At 69.4% G+C, this 19,836-nt stretch carries 13 protein-coding genes; 12 read left to right on the forward strand and 1 reads right to left on the reverse strand.

Going from position 1 to position 19,836, the window contains the following annotated elements; all coding sequences use genetic code 11:
- Positions 1 to 11: 11 nt before the first annotated feature.
- From ABIS05_RS01395 to ABIS05_RS01420, 6 genes are all read left to right on the forward strand, one after another.
- Complete coding sequence (locus ABIS05_RS01395; protein ID WP_348009599.1) at positions 12 to 890, forward strand: lysophospholipid acyltransferase family protein; 879 nt, start codon at positions 12 to 14, stop codon at positions 888 to 890.
- A complete protein-coding gene (gene dapF / locus ABIS05_RS01400) occupies positions 887 to 1,726 on the forward strand; it encodes a diaminopimelate epimerase (protein WP_348009600.1) in 840 nt (279 codons plus the stop codon). The genes ABIS05_RS01395 and dapF overlap by 4 nt, the downstream gene beginning before the upstream one ends.
- Positions 1,723 to 2,433 carry a DUF484 family protein gene (locus tag ABIS05_RS01405; RefSeq protein ID WP_348009601.1) on the forward strand — a complete coding sequence of 237 codons (711 nt, stop codon included), beginning with the start codon at positions 1,723 to 1,725 and terminating at the stop codon, positions 2,431 to 2,433. The genes dapF and ABIS05_RS01405 overlap by 4 nt, the downstream gene beginning before the upstream one ends.
- 144 nt (positions 2,434 to 2,577) lie before the next feature.
- Positions 2,578 to 3,492 (forward strand): tyrosine recombinase XerC, encoded by a 915-nt coding sequence (locus tag ABIS05_RS01410; RefSeq protein WP_348009602.1) that lies wholly within the window; start codon positions 2,578 to 2,580, stop codon positions 3,490 to 3,492.
- Between the two features lie 7 nt (positions 3,493 to 3,499).
- A complete protein-coding gene (locus ABIS05_RS01415) occupies positions 3,500 to 5,014 on the forward strand; it encodes a hypothetical protein (RefSeq protein ID WP_348009603.1) in 1,515 nt (504 codons plus the stop codon).
- Positions 5,011 to 6,192, forward strand: coding sequence for a class I SAM-dependent methyltransferase (locus tag ABIS05_RS01420; RefSeq protein WP_348009604.1), 1,182 nt, complete (start codon positions 5,011 to 5,013; stop codon positions 6,190 to 6,192). The genes ABIS05_RS01415 and ABIS05_RS01420 overlap by 4 nt, the downstream gene beginning before the upstream one ends.
- A gap of 76 nt (positions 6,193 to 6,268) precedes the next feature.
- Here ABIS05_RS01420 and ABIS05_RS01425 read toward each other — a convergent pair whose 3' ends face one another.
- Entirely contained in the window at positions 6,269 to 6,739 is a 471-nt protein-coding gene (locus tag ABIS05_RS01425; protein ID WP_348009605.1) for an Lrp/AsnC family transcriptional regulator, read from the reverse strand.
- Between the two features lie 137 nt (positions 6,740 to 6,876).
- On the opposite strand from ABIS05_RS01425, the gene glmS reads away from it, so the two are divergent.
- The 6 genes from glmS (at position 6,877) to ABIS05_RS01455 (ending at position 19,834) form a co-directional block, all read left to right on the forward strand.
- Positions 6,877 to 8,745, forward strand: a complete 1,869-nt coding sequence (glmS, locus tag ABIS05_RS01430; protein WP_348009606.1) for a glutamine--fructose-6-phosphate transaminase (isomerizing) — start codon at positions 6,877 to 6,879, stop codon at positions 8,743 to 8,745.
- Between the two features lie 412 nt (positions 8,746 to 9,157).
- Complete coding sequence (locus ABIS05_RS01435; RefSeq protein WP_348009607.1) at positions 9,158 to 10,285, forward strand: VWA domain-containing protein; 1,128 nt, start codon at positions 9,158 to 9,160, stop codon at positions 10,283 to 10,285.
- On the forward strand, positions 10,282 to 12,318 hold the full coding sequence (locus tag ABIS05_RS01440) for an SWIM zinc finger family protein (RefSeq protein ID WP_348009608.1): 2,037 nt from the start codon (positions 10,282 to 10,284) through the stop codon (positions 12,316 to 12,318). The genes ABIS05_RS01435 and ABIS05_RS01440 overlap by 4 nt, the downstream gene beginning before the upstream one ends.
- Positions 12,319 to 12,360: 42 nt before the next feature.
- Positions 12,361 to 16,179 (forward strand): DUF4132 domain-containing protein, encoded by a 3,819-nt coding sequence (locus ABIS05_RS01445; RefSeq protein WP_348009609.1) that lies wholly within the window; start codon positions 12,361 to 12,363, stop codon positions 16,177 to 16,179.
- Positions 16,180 to 16,199: 20 nt separating this feature from the next.
- Positions 16,200 to 17,315, forward strand: coding sequence for an AAA family ATPase (locus tag ABIS05_RS01450; protein WP_348009610.1), 1,116 nt, complete (start codon positions 16,200 to 16,202; stop codon positions 17,313 to 17,315).
- On the forward strand, positions 17,306 to 19,834 hold the full coding sequence (locus tag ABIS05_RS01455) for a DUF5682 family protein (protein ID WP_348009611.1): 2,529 nt from the start codon (positions 17,306 to 17,308) through the stop codon (positions 19,832 to 19,834). The genes ABIS05_RS01450 and ABIS05_RS01455 overlap by 10 nt, the downstream gene beginning before the upstream one ends.
- The last annotated feature ends 2 nt before the right edge of the window (positions 19,835 to 19,836 follow it).

Raw genomic sequence — 19,836 nt, forward strand, 5'->3', positions numbered from 1 at the left:
GTATAGAAAACATGGGCCTGCTCTTTCGCTGTCTATCCCGCTTGCCTTTGGCGCTTTTGCACGCTTTGGGGGCAATGCTGGGCTGGATCGTCTATTTCGCCTCGGGCGTGTACCGGCGCCGCTTCAAGGCCAATGTGGCGCAGGCCCGCATTCCCTGGCTTGACGCGCGGCCGGCGATTGCCGCGGCCGGGCGCATGGCCGCCGAGCTGCCTTGGCTCTGGGTGGCCACCCGTGGCAAACCGCTGGGCCGCAAGTTGCAATGGGATGGCGGCGAGCTGATTGCTGCAGCACTGGCCGAGAAGCGCGGCCTCGTCATGCTGACGCCGCACATGGGCTGCTTCGAGATCTGCGCCCAGGCGATCGCGGAGCGCTTCACAACGCCCGAATCGCCCATCACGGTGCTCTACCGGCCAGCGCGCCAGGCCAGCATGCGCGACGTGATGGCCGGCTCACGCGAGCGGCCCGGGCTGGCCACGGCGCCGGCCACGCTGGCCGGTGTGCGCCAGATGATCCGGGCGCTGCGCCGTGGCGAGGTCATCGGCCTGCTGCCCGACCAAGTGCCGCCCGACGGCCTGGGTGTCTGGGCGCCGTTTTTCGGCCAGCCGGCCTACACCATGACGCTCGCGGCCCGCCTCGTGCAGCAGACGGGTGCGGCGCTGCTGCTGATCTGGGGCGAGCGGCTGCCGGGCGGCGCGGGCTTTGTGGTGCATGTGATGCCGGCGCCCGAGATCCTCAAGACGGCCTCGAACGAGGAGGCTGCAACGACGGTCAACGCGGCGATGGAGAGCGTGATCCGCCGTGCGCCGGGCCAATACCTGTGGGGCTATCACCGCTACAAGCAGCCGCGTGGCCTGGATATCGGGGGCGCCCCCGATAATCCGGCCCCATGAGATTGCGCTTCACCAAGATGCACGGCGCGGGTAATGACTTCGTCGTCATCGACGCCACGCGCGAGCCGTTTGCGCTGACGCGGGAACAGATGCGCCTGCTGGGCGACCGCCGCTTCGGCGTCGGCTGCGACCAGATCCTCGTCATCGAGCCCAGCACCGACGCCGGTGCGGACTTCCGCTACCGGATCTTCAACAACACCGGCGACGAGGTGGAGCACTGCGGCAACGGCTCGCGCTGCTTCGTGCGCTTCGTCGTCGATGCGGGGCTGACGGCCAAGCGCGTCATCCACGTCGACACGATGAACCGCCGCCTGCTGCTGACGTTGCAGGACGATGGCCGCGTGACGGTGGACATGGGCCCGCCGGTGTTCGACCACGCCGCGCTGCCCTTCGACGCGAGTGGGTTGAAAGCCCGCCTCGTGAACGGCTTCGAGCTGTGGCCCGTGCAGGGCGCCGAGCTGGCCGTCGTGTCCATGGGCAACCCGCACGCGGTGCAGCGCGTCGCCGACGTCGAGACCGCGCCGGTGCTGACCCAGGGCCCACTGATCGAACACGACGCGCGTTTTGCCAGGCGCGTCAACGCCGGCTTCATGCAGGTGCTGGGCCGCGACCGCATCGCGCTGCGCGTCTACGAGCGCGATGCCGGCGAGACGCTGGCCTGCGGCACAGGCGCCTGCGCGGCCGTCGTCGCGGGCATACGCGCCGGCTGGCTGGATTCGGTCGTGGAAGTGCAGACCCGCGGCGGCCTGCTGCGCATCGAATGGGCCGGTGGCCAATCCCCGGTCCTCATGACCGGCCCCGCTGTGAAAGTTTTTGATGGAGAGATCACGCTGTGAGTTCCAACCCGGCCGCTGACGCGGTGCAAGGCATCACCGAAACCGACATCGCCAACTACCTGGCGGCGACACCCGGCTTCTTCGAGCGCCACTCGACGCTGCTGGCCAGCGTGCAGTTGCAGCACCCGCACGGTGCCCGCACCGTCTCGCTGCAGGAACGCCAGGCCGAGATGCTGCGCGACAAGATCAAGGGCCTGGAGCTGCGCGTGATCGACATGATCCGCAACGGCCAGGACAACGTCGCCATCTCCGACCGCCTGCACCGCTGGACGCTGGCCGTCATGCGCGCCGTGGGCACGCCCGAGCTGCCCGAGGTGTTGCTGAGCGAGCTGCGTCACCAGTTCATGATCCCGCAAGCCAGCCTGCGCCTGTGGGGCGTGGCGCCCGCGCACGAGGCGCTGGAGTTCGCCGCCTTGGTCAGCCCGGACGTGCGCAGCTTTGCCTCCAGCCTGAGCCAGCCCTACTGCGGCGTGAACTCGGGCTTCGAGGCGGCGCGCTGGCTGGGCCTGAGCGAGAGCGGCGGCACCGCCACGTCGCTGGCGCTGATCCCGCTGAGCCTGCCCAAGCACAACGAGGGCAAGCCCTTCGGCCTGCTGGTGCTGGGCTCTCCGGACCCGACGCGCTACACGGCCGAGATGGGCACGGACTTCCTGAACCGCGTCGGCGAGATCGCCAGCGCCGGGCTGGCGGGTTTGTTGGCTGCATGAAAAACAAGGAAGTCCAAACACAGCCACAGAGGCACAGAGACACAGAGGCACAGAGGTGGCGGGATGAAGGTCTCTCTGTGTCTCTGTGTCTCTGCGCCTCCGTGGCTGTGTTGGTTTGCCGCGAATGCGGAATGGACAACTGAGATGACCGCGGATTTCGAGGAGTACCTGCAGCACGCTCGCGTCCAGCAACGCCTCAGTCCGCGCACGCTGAGCATCTACACGGACGGGCTGGAGCGCTTGCAGGCCCTGCTGGCCGAAGGCGCCATCGATGCGCGCAGCCTGACCATCACCCAGGCCCGGCGCTTCGCCGCGCTGCTGCATCGCGAGGGCCTGGGGCCGAAGTCCATCGCGCTGCTGCTGTCCGTCTGGCGCAGCGCCTACCGCTGGCTGGGCCTGCAGGGCCGCGTGGCGCTGAACCCATTCGACGGCCTGCGCGCGCCCAAGGCGCCCAAGCCGCTGCCCAAGGCGCTGGGCGTTGACGACGCCGTGCAGCTGGCCAGCCACGCGCCCGACGAGGCCGCCGATTCGCGACTGGAGGCGCGGGACCGCGCGATGGTCGAGCTGCTCTACGGCGCCGGCCTGCGCGCGGCCGAACTGATCGGCCTGGACGTGCAGGCCAGCGGGCAGGCGGACGGCTGGGTCGACCTGCAGTCCACCGAGATCCATGTGCTCGGCAAGGGCGGCAAGCGCCGCAGCACGCCGCTGGGCAAGGCGGCCGCCGAGGCACTGCGGGCCTGGCTGGCGGTGCGCGGCCAGCTCGCGGTGGCCGGTGAGACGGCGCTGTTCGTCGGCGCCCGGGGCCATCGAATTTCTGGCTCCACGCTGCGCACGATGTTGTCGGCCCGCGCCGTCAGCGCCGGCATGCCGGCCCATGTGCACCCGCACATGCTGCGCCACAGCTTTGCGTCCCACCTGCTGCAGTCCAGCGGCGACCTGCGTGCCGTGCAGGAGCTGCTCGGCCACGCCCATATCACGACGACCCAGGTCTACACCCAGTTGGACCATCAACACCTGGCTCGCATCTACGACGCCGCGCACCCGCGCGCCAAGAAATGAAACGCCCATGATCTGTCGATTTGCCACGCTGTTGGCGCTGCTGCCAGCCTGCGCGCTGGCCACACCGGATGAAGCTCCCTTTGCCAGGCTGAACACCGTTCGCCCCGCTGCCGTCGAAGCCAACTGGACGCGCATGAAGATGCCCGATGGTGGCCGCACCGCCTTCACCTCGGTCAGCTACATGATGGCCCTGGACGACGACTGGGGCTTCGGCCCCGGCTTCTACGGCACGGCCAAGGGCAACTACGGCGGCATCTTCACGGTGGGCTTCACGGGCCAGCGGCGCTGGCGGCTGAGCAGCAACACGCATCTGGCGGCCAGCCTCTATGTGGGCGCGGGCGGTGGCTTGTCCAGCGCCGCCATGCGCTTTGGTGGCGGGCTGATGCTGCGCCCCGAGCTGTCGATTCGCACCGAGAACGGCCCCTGGTACACCGGCGTCGGCATTGCGCAGATCCGCTTCCCGAGCGGCAACGTGAAGAGCGGCGTCGGCGTGGCGTTCACGGTCGGGCGCTCGATGGACTTTGCGAGCTTCTCGCCCGACGACGCCGGCAAGCCCGCGCGCTCCGGCAGGCGCACAGGGCTGGGCATAGATGAGATCACGCTGACCGGTGGCATCGAAAAACCGCGCGGCAGCAGCCGCACGCGCAGCGGCGCGCCCTACTCGGGCAGGGTCGGCAAGGCGGGTGCGGAGCTGCGTCAGTACATCGCCGACGGCAGCTGGTGGGCGTTCGAGGCCTCGGGCGCGGCCAAGGGCGGCGTCGACGGCTACATGGAGGTGCTGGGCCAGATCGGCCAGGACTGGGCCCTCTTCGGCACGCCACGCCTGCGCGTGGGTGGGCAGTTAGGCGCCGGCCTGGGTGGTGGCGGCAATGTTGACACCGGCAACGGCTGGCTGCTGCGCGCCGGGCCCACGCTGCGCTGGATCACCCCCTGGGGGCCCAGCCTGCGCGTGGATGCCGGCCTCACGCACGCGCCCAGCGGCCACTACAGCGCGACCTATCTGCGCGCCGCGCTGAGCATGCCGCTGGACCGCACGCCCACGCTGATCGGCGACGACCCCGGCGGCACGGTGCGCGTGCAGCAGATCGGCGCCAGCGTCATGCATCTGCCGCGTGTGCGCTTCAAGGACGGGCGGCAGGAGGCGGTCAGCCACCTGGCGCTGAGCATGTCGCGCGAGTTCTCGCCGCGCGCCTACGGCACGGCCCAGGCCGGCAGCGCGACGGCGGGCAGCGCGGGTGCCTATTCCTTCGGCCTGTTCGGGCTGGGTGTGCAGAGCGACCCGCTGTGGGGCGGCAAGTTCCGTGTCGGCGCCGAATTGCTGGTGGGCGCAGCGGGCGGCGGCGGCGTGAAGGTGGGCGGCGGCGCGGTGACGCAGGCTGAAGCGTGGGCGCAATGGCAGGTCGCCGAGCGGCTGCGCCTGCGCGCCGGCGTCGGCCAGTTCCGCACCGTGCGTGGCAGCGACCAGTCCACGCCGCTGACCCATCTGCAGCTCAGCTACGCTTTTGGCGCCTTGCAGCGATGAAGAACGTAGTCATCCGCCCCGGCAAGGAGCGCTCGCTCATCAAGCGCCATCCCTGGGTGTTCGAGAGTTCCGTCGCGCGCGGCGGCGGCGACTCCGGCGAGACGGTGCGCGTGGAGTCGGCTGACGGCGCCTTCCTGTGCTGGGCGGCGTTCAGCCCGCAGTCGCAGATCCGCCTGCGCGCCTGGAGCTTCGACGAGGCCGAGCGCATCGACGAGGCCTTCTTCAAGCGGCGCATTGAGCAGGCGATGGCGATGCGCGCACGGCTGGCGATTGCGTCGGACGCCTGGCGGCTGGTGCACGGCGAAGCCGATGGCCTGCCCGGGCTTATCGTCGACCGCTACGGCGACACGCTGGTGGCGCAGTTCGGCAGCGCCGGTGTCGAGCGCTGGAAGGCCCAGATTGCCGACGCACTGCTGGCCGCGACGGGCCTGACGCGGCTGTACGAGCGCTCGGACGCTCAGGCCCGCGAGTGGGAAGGCCTGCCCGTGCAGACCGGCTGGCTGCGTGGTGACGGGCCAACTGCACTGACCATCCGCGAGCACGACCGGCAACTGACGCTCGATGTGGCCGAAGGCCACAAGACCGGCTACTACCTCGACCAACGCGACAGCCGCCGCCGCTTTGCCGATGCGGTCAAGCAATACGGCTGCCAGACGGTGCTGAACTGCTTCAGCTACACCGGCGGCTTCTCCGTCGCCGCGCTGGCGGGTGGCGCCACGCAGGTCATCAGCGTGGATTCCTCCGGTCCGGCGCTGGAGCGCGCCCAGGCGCATGTCGCGCTGAACGGCTTCGACGCTAGCCGCCACGAGGCCTGGGATGCGGACGTGAATGCGACGCTGCGCCGCTGCCTGGCCGAAGGCCGGCGCTTCGACGCCATCGTGCTCGATCCACCCAAGTTCGCGCCCACCGTGGCCCACGCCGAACGCGCTGCGCGCGCCTACAAGGACATCAACCGCCTGGCCTTCATGTTGCTGAGCGAGGGCGGGTTGCTGTACACGTTTTCGTGCTCCGGCGGCATCGCGCCCGACCTCTTCCACAAGATCGTTGCCGGCGCCGGGCTGGACGCGGGCGTGGATGGCTACATCGTCGAGCGCCTGTCCGCCGCGGCCGACCACCCGCAGACGGTGTGCTTCCCCGAGGGCGACTACCTCAAGGGCCTGGCACTGCTGAAGCGCTGAGGGCGCTCAGCCTCTCCTAGGCGCTGCGGCTGCGGCGCGCCCGGGCGATGACGGCCAAGCCGGTGATCACTCGCAACTAGGGGGTGGGCAGGCCGATGCGGGGGTCGAACTTGGCCCGCTTCACGCTGAAGAAGGCCTTGATGTTGCGCACGTTGGCGTCCTGGGTGAGCAGGCGCTGGGTGAGGGCGTGATAGGCCGGCATGTCCGCCACCTGCACGACGAGCACGAAGTCCGGCCCCGGTGAGACGCGCCAGCACTGCTGCACCGCCGCCTCCAGCACCGCGCGCGCCTCGAAGGCGTCCAGGTGCTCGGCGCCCTGGCGGTCCAGCGTGATCTCCAGGATGACGGACAGGCCGGCGCCAAGCTTCTCGGGCGACAGCAGCGCCACCCGGCGCTCGATGATGCCGGCCTCCACCAGCCGCTTCACGCGGCGCAGGCAGGTGGCGGGCGATACGGCCACGCGGGCAGCCAGATCCTGGTTGCTCAGGGAGGCGTCGGTCTGCAGGGCGTCCAGCAGGCGAATGTCGATGACGTCAAATTCATTCATTCACAGATATTTTACGAATGAAAATTTCACATCTAGTGATTCGGGAAATATTCATTCAGAACCAGTGAATTTTTGCATGCATCTGCCGCTCTGGCTTGCCTAGCATGCGCCACCCCTAGATCGGAAAAGAGTCCTCCATGTGCGGCATCGTCGGCGCGGTCAGTCAGCGCAACATCGTTCCCATCCTTGTTGAAGGCCTGAAGCGGCTGGAGTACCGGGGCTACGACTCCTGCGGCGTGGCCGTGCACCAGAACGGCGGCCTGCGTCGTGCGCGCAGCACCTCCCGCGTGGCTGAGCTGCAGATGCAGGCCGAGCAGGACGGCATCTCCGCCGGCACCGGCATCGCCCACACCCGCTGGGCCACACACGGCGCACCGGCCGTGCACAACGCCCACCCGCATTTCTCCGTGGGCCCCAACGCCGCCAGCGGCGACAGCGTCGGCCGCATTGCCTTGGTCCACAACGGCATCATCGAGAACCACGACGAACTGCGTGCCGAGCTGAAGGCCCGCGGCTACCAGTTCAACAGCCAGACCGACACCGAGGTCATCGCCCACCTCATCGACCACCTCTACAACGGCGACCTGCTCGACGCCGTGCAGCAAGCCCTGCCGCGCCTCAAGGGCGCCTACGCCGTGGCCGTGTTCTGCCGTGACGAGCCGCACCGCGTTGTCGCCGCCCGCGAGGGCTCGCCGCTGGTGCTGGGCGTGGGCGAGGGCAACGGCGAGAACTTCGTCGCGTCCGACGCCATGGCCCTGGCCGGCGTGACCAACCAGATCGTCTACCTGGAAGAGGGCGACGTCGTCGACCTGCAGCTCGGCCGCTACTGGCTCAGCCAACTCGACAGCAAGACCGGCCGCTACGTGTCCGTCGAGCGTGAGGTGCGGACCGTGCACGCCCACAGTGGCGCCGCCGAGCTGGGCCCCTACCGCCACTACATGCAAAAGGAAATCTTCGAGCAGCCCACGGCCATCGCCAACACGCTCGAAGCCATCACTGCCATCAGCCCCGAGCTGTTCGGCGACGGCGCCTACCGCATCTTCAAGGAGGTGGACAACGTCCTCATCCTCGCCTGCGGCACCAGCTACTACTCCGGCTCCACGGCCAAGTACTGGCTGGAGAGCATCGCCAAGATCCCGACCAGCGTCGAGATCGCCAGCGAATACCGCTACCGCGACAGCGTGCCCAACCCGCGCACGCTCGTCGTCACCATCAGCCAGAGCGGCGAGACGGCCGACACGATTGCCGCGCTCAAGCACGCCCGCGCCCAGGGCATGCCGCACACGCTGACCATCTGCAACGTGTCCACCAGCGCCATGGTGCGCGAGTGCGAGCTGGCCTACATCACCCGCGCCGGTGTCGAGATCGGCGTCGCGTCCACCAAGGCCTTCTCGACCCAGCTTGTCGGCCTCTTCCTGCTGACGCTGGCCTTGGCGCAGACGCGCGGCCACCTCAGCGAAGAAGACGAAGCCCGCCACCTGAAGGACCTGCGCCACCTGCCCGTCGCCGTGCAGGCCGTGCTGGCGCTGGAGCCGCAAGTCATCGCCTGGAGCGAGGAATTCGCCCGCAAGGAAAACGCCCTCTTCCTCGGCCGCGGCCTGCACTACCCCATCGCGCTGGAAGGCGCGCTCAAGCTCAAGGAAATCAGCTACATCCACGCCGAGGCTTACCCGGCCGGTGAACTCAAGCACGGCCCGCTCGCGCTTGTCACCGCCGAGATGCCCGTGGTGACCGTGGCGCCCAACGATGCGCTGCTGGAAAAGCTCAAGAGCAACATGCAGGAAGTCCGCGCCCGCGGCGGCCAGCTCTACGTCTTCGCCGACGGCGACACGGCGATCGAAAGCGAAGCCGGTCTGCACGTCATCCGCATGCCCGAGCACTATGGTGCGCTGTCACCCATCCTGCATGTGGTGCCGCTGCAGCTGCTGGCGTATCACACGGCGTGTGCGAGGGGGACGGATGTCGATAAGCCGCGCAATTTGGCGAAAAGCGTCACTGTTGAATGACAGGGTGCGGCGGTGTGATGCGAGAACAAATAGGGTCCGTCGGGCACAAATAAAGTCCGTCGGAAATTTGTAGCAAAGCAAGGGAGAGAGGCTGTTCCGCTTCCTCGGCATTTCGGAGGCGCGGGACAGGCAGGATTGGCCCGCCAATCGAGCCCAAGACCCGTCGTTGAAGAGCATTGAAGGAGCGAGCGAAACATCAAGATCTGGTGGGACCTGCTCGATCGAACGCCGACCCGCATCGGCGACGCGATGGCATGCACCTCCAAGATAGCGACGCTGTGAATCTGACCAAAAGCGCCGTCGGTAGTCGCGTGAGAATCAGCCACCCATCGCCCAACGGGCGATACCTAGACGGCGCTCCGACCAAGATCATGATGGATCGATCAGTTTCGCCTTTCGCGTTGATACGGCCTTGAGCGACGTTGAAGCGTTGCGCCGTTGGCGACTGATGTTGGGCCACTACTCGGCGAGTTCGCTGCAGCAGGGTCAGTTCTCCGCCGGGGACTGGAAGCTCGACCAGGCGCTCGACTATCTGTACGGCCGCGAGTACGAGGGTCGCGGGCTGGCGCGTCCTGCGGGTGGCAGCGGTTCGCTCGATCCCACGCAGTTGCGAGCCATCGACTGGCTGGCCCGCACCCGCAAGCTGTTCCCGCAGGACGTGTTCGAACGCATGCAGACGCAGGCGATCGAGCGTTACCAGCTCACGGAGCTGCTCGAAGACCCGGCGGTGCTGCGCTCGCTCGATGCCACACCGGAGCTCGCCAAGGCGCTGCTGGGCATGCGCGGCCGGTTGTCATCGCAGATGCGCGACGCCGTGCGCGACGTGATACGCAAGACGGTGGACGACATCACCCGGCGCCTGCGCAACGAATTCGTCAACGCGCTGGTCGGCCGGCGCAACCGGCAGCGGCGCTCGCAGGTCAAGAGCGCACAGAACTTCGATGCGCGCGCCACCATTGCCGCCAACCTGCGGCACTACAGCGTCGAGCGGCAACAGCTCGTCATCGAGCAGCCGCGCTTCAACGCACGCGTCAAGCGCAACCTGCCGTGGGACGTCGTGCTGTGCGTCGACCAGAGCGGTTCGATGATGGACTCGGTCATCTACAGCGCCGTGATCGCCGGCATCATGAGTTCGCTGCCTGCGGTGCGCGTGAGGCTGGTGGTGTTTGACACCAGCGTCGTCGACCTCACGCACCTGGCCAGCGATCCGGTCGAGGTGCTGCTGACGGTGCAACTCGGCGGCGGCACCGACATCGGCCGCGCCGTCACCTACTGCGAGTCGCTCATCGCCAACCCCGCCCGCACCGTGTTCGCGCTGATCAGCGACTTCGAGGAAGGGGCGTCGCCAGGCCCGTTGCTGGCCTCCGTTCGTCGCATGGCGGAGTCGCGCGTGACGCTGCTGGGGCTGGCGGCCCTCGACGAGTCGGCCGCGCCCGTCTACGACCGCCAGATGGCGCAGCGGCTCGCCAATCTCGGCATGCATGTGGCGGCGCTGACACCCGTGCACTTCGCACAGTGGCTGGCCGAGGTGATGAATTGAGCTGGACCGACGCCTGGCGCGCCTATGACGACGACACGCTGGTGGCGCTCGCCAACGCCGGCCTGCTGCGCCGCGCCGCCAAGGATGTCGAGGCCGGCAAGGTGGCGCTCGCGGAGCGGGACGTCGAAGGTGGCTGGATCACGGCCGACGGGCAGCGCGTGCGCGTCGACGCCCACGGGCCGCAGAAGGCGCGCTGCGACTGCCCGGCACCTGGCCTGTGCAAGCACATCCTCGGCGCAGCGCTGTGGCTGCGTGACCTGGCGCCCTCGCCAGCGTTGACTGCGGCGGAAGAGCTCCACACCGCAGCGATCGACCCGCTCGCCGAGCTGTTGGCGCTCGACGTCGCCGCGTTGTTCAAGGCGGCCGGCGCTGCGGCGGTGCGACGCGCTGCGGCGGCGGCGGTGACCGACGTCGAGTGGCGGGCCCACGGCGGCGCCCTGGTGCTGACGCTGCCGTCGCTCGGTCAGTCCTGCCGTTGGGTCAGCGGGGCCGGCTTCGTCGGCATGATCTCGGACGTGCCCGCGGCAGAATGCAAGGCCGTGCATTTGAGCGCTGTGATGGCGCTGCGGCGCGCGCACGGCCTGGTCGACGCCTGGCCCGCCGGCACGGTTCCTGTGTCCGCCCAACCGGCCGATGGCGCCGCCGAACGGCTCGGCCACCGGGAGCGCGACTTTCTCGCGCAGGTGCAAGGCCTGCTTCACGAGTTGCTGCACGGCGGCCTCGGGCACGTCAGCGGGCTCACCTCGGCGCGGCTGCTGGCGCTCAACATGTCGGCGCGCGGCGAAGGTTTGCCACGGCTGGCGGCGCTGCTGCGCAACCTCGGCGGCACGGTGGACCTGCTGTCCCGTCGCGACCATCGTGCCGAGGAGCGCGACGCGCTCGCCGCCATGTCGCGCATCCAGGCGCTGTGCGAGGCGCTGGGCACCGCCACGGGCGAGCGCCTGCAGGCCTTGCGCGGTCAGCTCAAGCGCGACTTCGATGAGTCCGCCACGCTAATGCTGCTGCCGCTCGGCGCCTATTGGTGGCAGACGCGGGGTGGCGCTCGCGGCCTGACGGCGGCGTTCTGGGACGTGGGTGCCGCGCGAGTGCTGCAAGCCACGCTGGCGCGGCCGGACGGCAGCGACGTGGGCTTCACACGCGAGCTGGCATGGACAACCCAGGCCCTGTGGCCGGGCGCAGGGGCGGTGCGCACGGTGGCGGCTTCAGCCTGGCGGCTTGAGCAGCCGCGGCTGTCGGAGGATGGTCGTCTCGCCCTCGGGGGCGTGACCCGCGCCACGCCCGAGCCGCTGTGGAGCGCGACTGACACGCGGCTCGCCGATGTCGGCTATGCGGACTGGGCCGAGCTGGGGGCTCGGCTGCGCGCCGCCACAGGCCTGGCCGGCGAGCCGATCGACGCCGTGCTGCTTCGGCCCGCTGACACGCGGGCGCCGGTGCTGGACGAAGCGCGGCAGCAGCTGGCCTGGCCGGTGGCCGACGCCACAGGCCGCTGGCTGACGCTGGTCGTGCCCGTCACGCCCGAAACGCGCCAACGCCTGGACAACATCGATGCCCTGGCCGCGCGCCGCAGTGACGTGCTCGGCATCCTCGTGCGCATCGAACGCGCCGGCGCAGCGGTGCAGTTCGTGCCTGCGGCCGTATGGATGCGCGAGTCGGGCGACCGGTTGCAGGTGTTGTCGCTCGACTTCGAAACGCCGCCGGCGCGGGCGACCTCGCTCACCGGGCGGCTGATGCGCCTGTTCGAGTTGCGTCGCGACCGGCCAGCGGCCGCCGCGCCGGCCAGCCTGGCCGAGCGCCTCACGGCGCCGGTGCTGGAAGTGCTCGAGACGCAGGCCGCCACCGGGCGGCTGGTGCTGACGGCGCGCCAGGACGAGCGGCTGCAGGATGCCCACCGACGCGTGACCTCGGTGGGGCTGGAAACCTTGGCGCGTGCGCTGCGGGCGCTTCGGCGCGACCCGACACCACAGGCCGCGCTGCGCCTGTATCGGCTGTGCGAGCTGGTGGAGGAGCTGGACGCATTGCCGCAGGCCGCGTGAGACGCGCTGCGCGAATTTGACCGATAACCGAAAGAGGTAGGCATGGGAGTTTTGAACAAGATATTGGATGCGTTGACGGGCGGCGTGGCCGCGGCAACAGCCAGCGCGGCGGGCCTGACGCGCGATCAGGCCAACCTGATCGCGCAAAGCCTGCAGCCGCTCGAAAACATCGCTGCCTCGTTGCCTGCAGATGCGCTGGCCTACGTGCTGGACGGCAGCCACGAGACCGTGTTGTTGACGCTCCAGCAGGCGGGCGCCAAGTCGCCCGAGGTGCTGCTGGGCCAGCCGGGTCGGTTGCGCTGGAAGTTCTATCACTGGAACGACAAGGACGTGCTCGCGCTCGGCGAAGCGAGCCTGGCGTGCCGGGACAAGTTCTACGCCAGCATCACGGCCGCCACGCCGCCGCTCGATGTGCTGGTCAGGCTGGGCCAGTTGCTGGCCGCCGCGGACGGCGGGCGCGCGCTGCAGCAGCTCGGCGCACCGGTGCCGGCCTGGCTGCACATGATCGTGAACGACGCGCTGTGCTCCTCGTTCAACGATCACAACACACCGAAGGACCTCCTGAAGCGCCGCCCCGCCTGGGATGTCGACCTGGTCGCCAAGCTGCTCGAACGCGACGGCCTCGACCCGGTTCTGGCGCTGCGGATGGTGTTCCAGCGCAAGGAGGCGGACTCGTACGGCGGCGACCCACTGGTCGCGCTGCTGGGCGCGCCGCAGGTGGCCGACTTCATGCGCGCGCATCGCGAAGCGGTGGCACCGCTGTTGACCCAGCTGTCGGCCGCCGGCCGCGTCAAGCTTGCTGCGCGCCTGGGGCATGACAAGCCTTTGCTGGCCGACTTTGCGCCGCAGTTGGTGGCCCTGGCGGCCGATGCCAGCAAGGGCGTGCGAGCCGAGGCCGTGCCGCACCTGGACGCGATTCCCCTCGCGCACCGGCTCGCGTTGCTGACGGCCTTGCTCGCGCAGGGCGACAGCACGCAACGCGCGCAGGCCGCCGACCTGCTGGCCCGGCTACCGGACACGGCGGGGCGTGCTGCGCTCGACGCCGCGCTGGGCACCGAAACCAGCAAGCCGGTGCAGCAGGCCATCCGTGCCGCGCTGACGCGCCTGGACGCGGCGGACTCCGCAGCAGGTCAGGACCTGCCACCCGCACCCAGCTGGGAGCCGTTTCCCGATACGCCACTGGGCGAGGCCACGCTGCAGGTCCTGATGGCCAACCGGCGCGAGCTGCTCGAGCGCGCCCACGCCAGCGCGCAGCAGGAGATCGAGGACAACAAGACCGAGAAGCAGAACTACAAGTGGCGTCAGGCGCACCACGACCGGGCCCGGGACGTGACGGACGATGACATGCGCATCCTCCTCAAGGTACTCAACGGCGCGGCCAGCGAGAAGGAGCGCAAGCGCGCCCAGGTCAACGAGGTCGGTGCCTGCGTGATGCAGGGCAACCGTGTGCAGGTCAACCCAGGCTTCGGCCCCACGCACCTGCTGCGATGGCTCGCCGCCTCGCATCCGTGGCAGACCTTCTGGCAGGACGACGGTTTCCATCAATGGCTGGGCCGCCAGCCGGCAGGCAGCGTCGACCTGCGCGCGCTGGCCGACGTGTTCCAACGCGCCGCGCTGCCCATCGACGACGTGGCGCGTGCGGCACTCTGCCAGTACTGGTCCAGGCCTTCCGCCGCCGCGACACTGGCGCCCGATCACGTCTGGCCCTTCTTTGCGGAGCATCCGAAGTACATCGACGAAGGCCTCGGGCTGGTTGCCGCGGCGCCGTCCGAGGAGCGTCGTCGCTTCGCCCCGGAGTTGGGTGCGACGCTGCAGACCTTGGCGACCTTTCCCGTCGTGCAGGCCCGCTGGCTGGCACGCGTGATGGAGATTGCGCTCGGTGAGGGCAAGACCTACCGCCCGGCCGCGCAGAAGGTACTGGCCATGCTGCCGGATGTCGGCAGTCGTGTCATCGAGTCGCTGTTGCACTCAAAGAGCGAGGTGCGGATCGAAGCGGCCAACTGGCTCGCCGACTTGCAGCACAAGCCGGCCATCGCCGTGCTCGGCAAGGCGCTGGAAAAGGAAGGCCGCGAGACGGTTCGCGCAGCCTTCCTCACGGCGCTGGAGGCCCTCGGCGACGACATCTCGCCCCGCCTGGCGCCGGCCCTCCTGCTCGCCGAGGCACGCAAGGGGCTCAAGGCCCGGCCGCCCGCCGGCTTGGCCTGGTTCTCGTTTGCTGCGCTGCCGGCCTGCCGCTGGGTCGACGGCACGGCGGTCGAGCCCGAGATCACCCAGTGGTGGACGGTGCTGGCCTGCAAGCTGAAGGAGCCGGGCGGCAACGCATTGCTGGCGCGCTATCTCGGGCTGCTCGACGCCGCCAGCCGCAAGGCGCTTGGCAGTTCGGTGCTGCGCCAGTTCATCACGCATGACACCGCGCATCCGTCGCTGGAGGAGGGCACCGCCTACGCTCAGGCAACGGCGCCGCAGCGCTGGCAGGGCAACCAGCAGCGCTGGCAGTCGGCCTCGCCCGAGGACAAGACCTACTACGAGGCCGCCTACAACAAGTCGCAGGAGCAGGTGTTCGAGGAATGCCGCCGCGAGAAGATGGCCGAGTACCTGGGCAGCGCCATCGGCGAGAAGGGCGTGCTCGCGCTGACAGCGCATGCGCCCGCTCACGAAGCGGTCACGCTGCTGCAGCAATACATGCGCGACCACTATCCACGGCGATCGCAGATCGAAGCGATGCTGGAAGCAGCGGCGGGCGGCAACGACCCCGTCGTCATCCAGTTGCTACTGGGCCTGTCGCGCCGCTACCGCACGGCCTCCGTGCAGCAGAAGGCGCGTGAGCTGGTGCAGCAGATTGCCGAGCGCAACGACTGGACGCAGGACCAGCTGGCCGACCGCACCATTCCCACCGCCGGCCTGGATGACACCGGCACGATGGCGCTGCAGTACGGCGACCGCGTCTTCACTGTCGTGCTGGACGCCGCGATGAAGCCCGAGCTGCGCAACCCGGATGGCAAGGTCGTCAAGGCCTTGCCCGAGCCGCGCCAGACGGACGACCCCGCGCTGGTCAAGGAGGCCAAGTCGCAGTTCGCAACTCACAAGAAGGAACTCAAGCAGGTGATCGATCTGCAGGCGGCCCGCCTGTTCGAGGCCATGTGCACTGGCCGCCAGTGGCCGCAACCGGAGTGGCGTGAATACCTGCACGCCCATCCGGTGGCGGGCCGGCTGATCCAGCGCCTGGTCTGGCTGGAGGTGGACGCGGCCGGTGCCGTGCTGCGCAGCTTCCGCCCGACCGAGGATGGCAGCCTGCTCGACGTGCAGGACGACGAGGTCGAATTCGCGGTCGACAGCCGCCTGCGGCTGGGCCATGCCTCGCTGGTCGAGCCGGCCATGGCCGCCGCCTGGCAGCAGCACTTCAAGGACTACAAGCTCACGCCGCTGTTCCCGCAGATGAGCCGCACACCGCCCGCGGTCGCGTTCAAGGATGAGGCCGGCAAGGAGGTCAGCACCATCACTGATCGCCAAGGCTGGATCAGCGACACCTTCACGCTGCGCGGCCACTTCACCAAGCTGGGCTACCAGCGCTCGCAGGCCGAGGATGGCGGCTTCTTCTCGCAGTACACCAAGGAGTTCTCGAATGCCGGTGTGCGCGTGGTGCTGGAGTTCTCCGGCAACACACTGCCGGAAGAGAACGTGCCGGCCGCCCTGAAGACGCTGACCTTCGAGAACACGCGCGTCAGGGCCTGGGGAGAGAACGTGCTGCCGCTGGCCAGCGTGCCGCCGGTGCTGCTGGCCGAGGCCTACGCCGACTACCTGGCAGTGGCCAACGCCTGCGCCGGCTTCGACCCCGCCTGGGAAAAGAAGATGCCATGGTGAACACGATGAACGGAGCGCCGATGAACACCCGCGACCAAGCCGTGCGGCTGCCACCCGAGCAGCGCCACGCCGATGAACTCGCCCGCCTCGCGGCGGCAGACAAAGATGCCAAGCCACCGGGCTGGCAGCTGTCGCCGCGCGCGGTGCGCAGCTTCATCCTCGGCGACGACAAGCTGCAGGTGTCGCGCAAGTTCTACGGCGACGACCCGCTGGTGGACCGCGCCATCGTCACGCTGATGGGCCACCAGGGCCTCATGCTCGTGGGCGAGCCGGGCACGGCCAAGTCGCTGCTCTCCGAACTGCTCGCCGCCGCCATCAGCGGCGATTCGGGTCTGACTGTGCAAGGCACTGCAGGCACGACGGAGGACCATCTCAAGTACAGCTGGAACTACGCGCTGCTGCTGGCCGAAGGGCCCAGCCTGCGTGCGCTGGTGCCGTCGCCGGTCTACCAGGCGATGGCGTCCGGCCGCATCGTGCGCTTCGAGGAAGTGACGCGCTGCCCGCCCGAGATCCAGGACGTGCTGATCTCGCTGATGAGCGAAAAGCAGCTGATGGTGCCCGAGCTGGGGCGTGGTAGCACTGAGGGCAGCGAGGCCGGCCGGCTGCAGGCGCGGCGTGGCTTCAACATCATCGCCACGGCCAACCTGCGGGACCGCGGCGTCCACGAGATGTCGTCGGCGCTGAAGCGGCGCTTCAACTTCGAGACGGTGCGCCCCATCCGCGATCCGAAGTTCGAGGTCGAGCTGGTGCTCAAGCAGCTGCAGCAGGAGCTGGCTGGCGACGAAGCCCCGGTGGAGGTGCCGCGGGACGTCATCGCGCTGCTCGTCACGACGTTCCAGGAACTGCGCTCGGGCCAGACCCAGGACGGCGCGGCGATCAAGGGGCTAGACGCGGTGATGTCCACGGCCGAAGCCGTCAACGTGGCCTATGCCGCCGCACTGCAGGCGCGCCACTTCAACAGCGGGCGCCTGACGGTGCGCGAGATCGCCGGCCAGTTGCAGGGCGTGATGCTCAAGGACGGCCAGGACGATGCCCGCCGGGTGCGCCATTACTTTGACACCGTGGTGCGTGAGCGCGGCAAGCGCGACGCGCTCTGGAAGGCCTTTCACGACGCGGCGCGAGGCTTGTGGGAATAGAAGCGCCCCACACCAGCGGCAGCCTTGCGGACGAGCTGCTGCGCGCGAAGTCGCGCCTGTTCGACGCCGAGCAGGGCGTGTACTTCGCCCCCGTGCGCCACCACAGCCCGGCGTGCGCGCTGGCGCTGCGCGAGATGCTGCGCGAACTGCAGCCGGCGGCCGTCCTTATCGAAGGCCCGGACGATCTCGACCACCTGCTGCCGCTGCTGCAGCATGCAGACACGCGCGCGCCGGTGGCACTGCTGTGCCAGTCCCGGCGCCAGGCGGCTCGCGAGCCGGACGACGATGGCGGCGCCGACGCACCGCCGGAGATTCGCTCGGCGTTCTATCCGTTCTGCGACTACAGCCCCGAATGGATCGCTGCCCGCGACGGCGCGGCCCTCGGCGCCCAGGTGGCTTTCATTGACCTGCCATGGCGCCACAAGGCCTGGGACGCCGGCCGTGACGAGGCGGGCGATGGCCCGGCCGAGGCCGTGCGCAGCCTCATGGAGGAGCGCCACTTTGCGCACAGCCGCTACCTGGGTGCCATGGCGGCGCGGCTCGGTTGCGTCGACCACCATGAGCTGTGGGACCGGCTCTTCGAACTGCGCGGCGCGCAAGCTCGCCGCGACTGGCGCGCCTTCTTCGGTGATGTGTTCAGCTGGTGCGCGGCGGCTCGCTTCGACTACGAGCCCCAGGTGCTGGAGGGCGAGGGCAGCCTCGCACGGGAGCGCCACATGGCCGCACACGTGAAGCGCTGGCGCGCCCGCGTGCAGGGCCCGCTGGTCGTCGTGACCGGCGGCTTCCACACGCCCGAATTGCTGGCCAATTGGCAGGCCGGCGAAGCATCGCCCGCTGCTACCAAGGCTGCAGCGGAAGACGGCGCCTGGCTGATCCGCTACAGCTTTGACCGGCTGGACGCGTTGAACGGCTACGCGTCGGGCATGCCATCGCCGGGCTATTACCAGCGCGTCTGGGAGCGGCTCACGGGCGCGGCGCCCGAGGGGGTGGAGGTCGACCCGTTCACGGCAGTGGCGCTTGATGCGCTGTCCGGCTTCGCCGCGCGCATGCGGGAGGAAGACCACGGCGACGCGGCGTCCACCGCAGGGGTCCAGGCCGCGGCCCTGCAGGTCGTGCGCCTGGCGGCGCTGCGCGGTAACGCCGGACCGGGGCGCCAGGATCTGCTGGACGCGATCCGCTCCTGCTTCATCAAGACCGCGATCGACGAGGGCACGCGAGGCTTCACGGCCGACCTGCGGCGCTTCCTGAGCGGTGCGCGCATCGGCGACGTACCGCCGTCGGCCGGCTCGCCGCCGCTGGTCGAAGACGCGCGCCGCCGCGCCCGCGCCGCCGGCGTGCGGATGGACGACAGCACGCCGCGCGCTGCCCACCTGGACCTCTACCGCAAGCCCGCGCACCGCGAGCGCAGCCGGTTCTTCCACGCCATGTCCTATCTCGACGCTGGCGTTGCCGCGTGGGTGTCCGGCCCGGATTTCATCGCCGGCTCGCGCCTGCACCTGCTGTTCGAGGAGTGGCGCGTGGCATGGTCGCCGCTGGTGGAAGCGAAGCTGATCGAGCTGGCCACAGACGGCGCGAGCGTCGAGGGCGTGTGCCTGGCCGAGCTGCAGCGGGAGGAACGTGCACTGGCCGAAGACGGCCGCGGTCGCAGCGCCAAGGCCGCCGTGATGCTGCTGCAGCGCGCCTGTCTGATCGGCCTGCACCAGCGCCTGCCGCAGCTGCTGCAGATGCTCGCCGCGCATCTCGACGAAGACGCCAACCTGGCCTCGGTGGTGGAATGCGGCCACCGGCTGGTGACGCTGTGGCGGGCGCGCGAGCCCCTGGGCTTGCAGCAGCATCCGCAGGTGCGCGCGTTGCTGGAGCGGGTGTGGCCCGCCGCGCTTTTCCTGCTGCCCGACATGGCCAGCTGCACTGCCGCCGCGGAGGCGGACGCCGTCGCGCAACTGCTGTTGCTGCGCGAGCTGGGCCACATGCTGGAGACGGCCGAGACCGGCTCTCCCACCATCGACCTTGCGCCGCTACACGACCAGCTCGCGCGCTTTGCCTCCGGGGTTGACGTGGCGCCGGGTGTTTGCGGCGCATCGGCGGCGTTGCTGTTCCTGGCGGGCCGCTGGGGCGAGGCAGAGCTTGCCGACGTGCTGTCGCAGCGCTTCGGGCCTGGCGCCGATTCGCAAACCTCGGTTCGCTTCCTCAACGGCCTGATGGCTGCCGCTCCCGAGCTGTTGTTGCGCCTGCCAACGCTGTTGGGCCACTTCGACCGGCTCGTGCGCGGCTGGGATGCCGATGCCTTCATTGCCCAGCTGCCGGATCTGCGCCACATGTTCACGCGCATGAAACCTCAGGAGACTGCCGATCTGGCGACCGAGGTCGGGCGACTGCATGGAGCCGCAGAGGGCGCGGTCGAACTGGCCGCGATGAACTATGAAACCAGCGAACAGGATCTGCTGTCAGGCCTGCGCTTGGAGCAGGCCCTGGCGGCGACGCTGGAGCGAGACGGGCTGACGGAGTGGCGCTCGCACTGAGT

Source organism: Roseateles sp. (genome assembly GCF_039929605.1).
GTDB lineage: Bacteria > Pseudomonadota > Gammaproteobacteria > Burkholderiales > Burkholderiaceae_C > Pelomonas.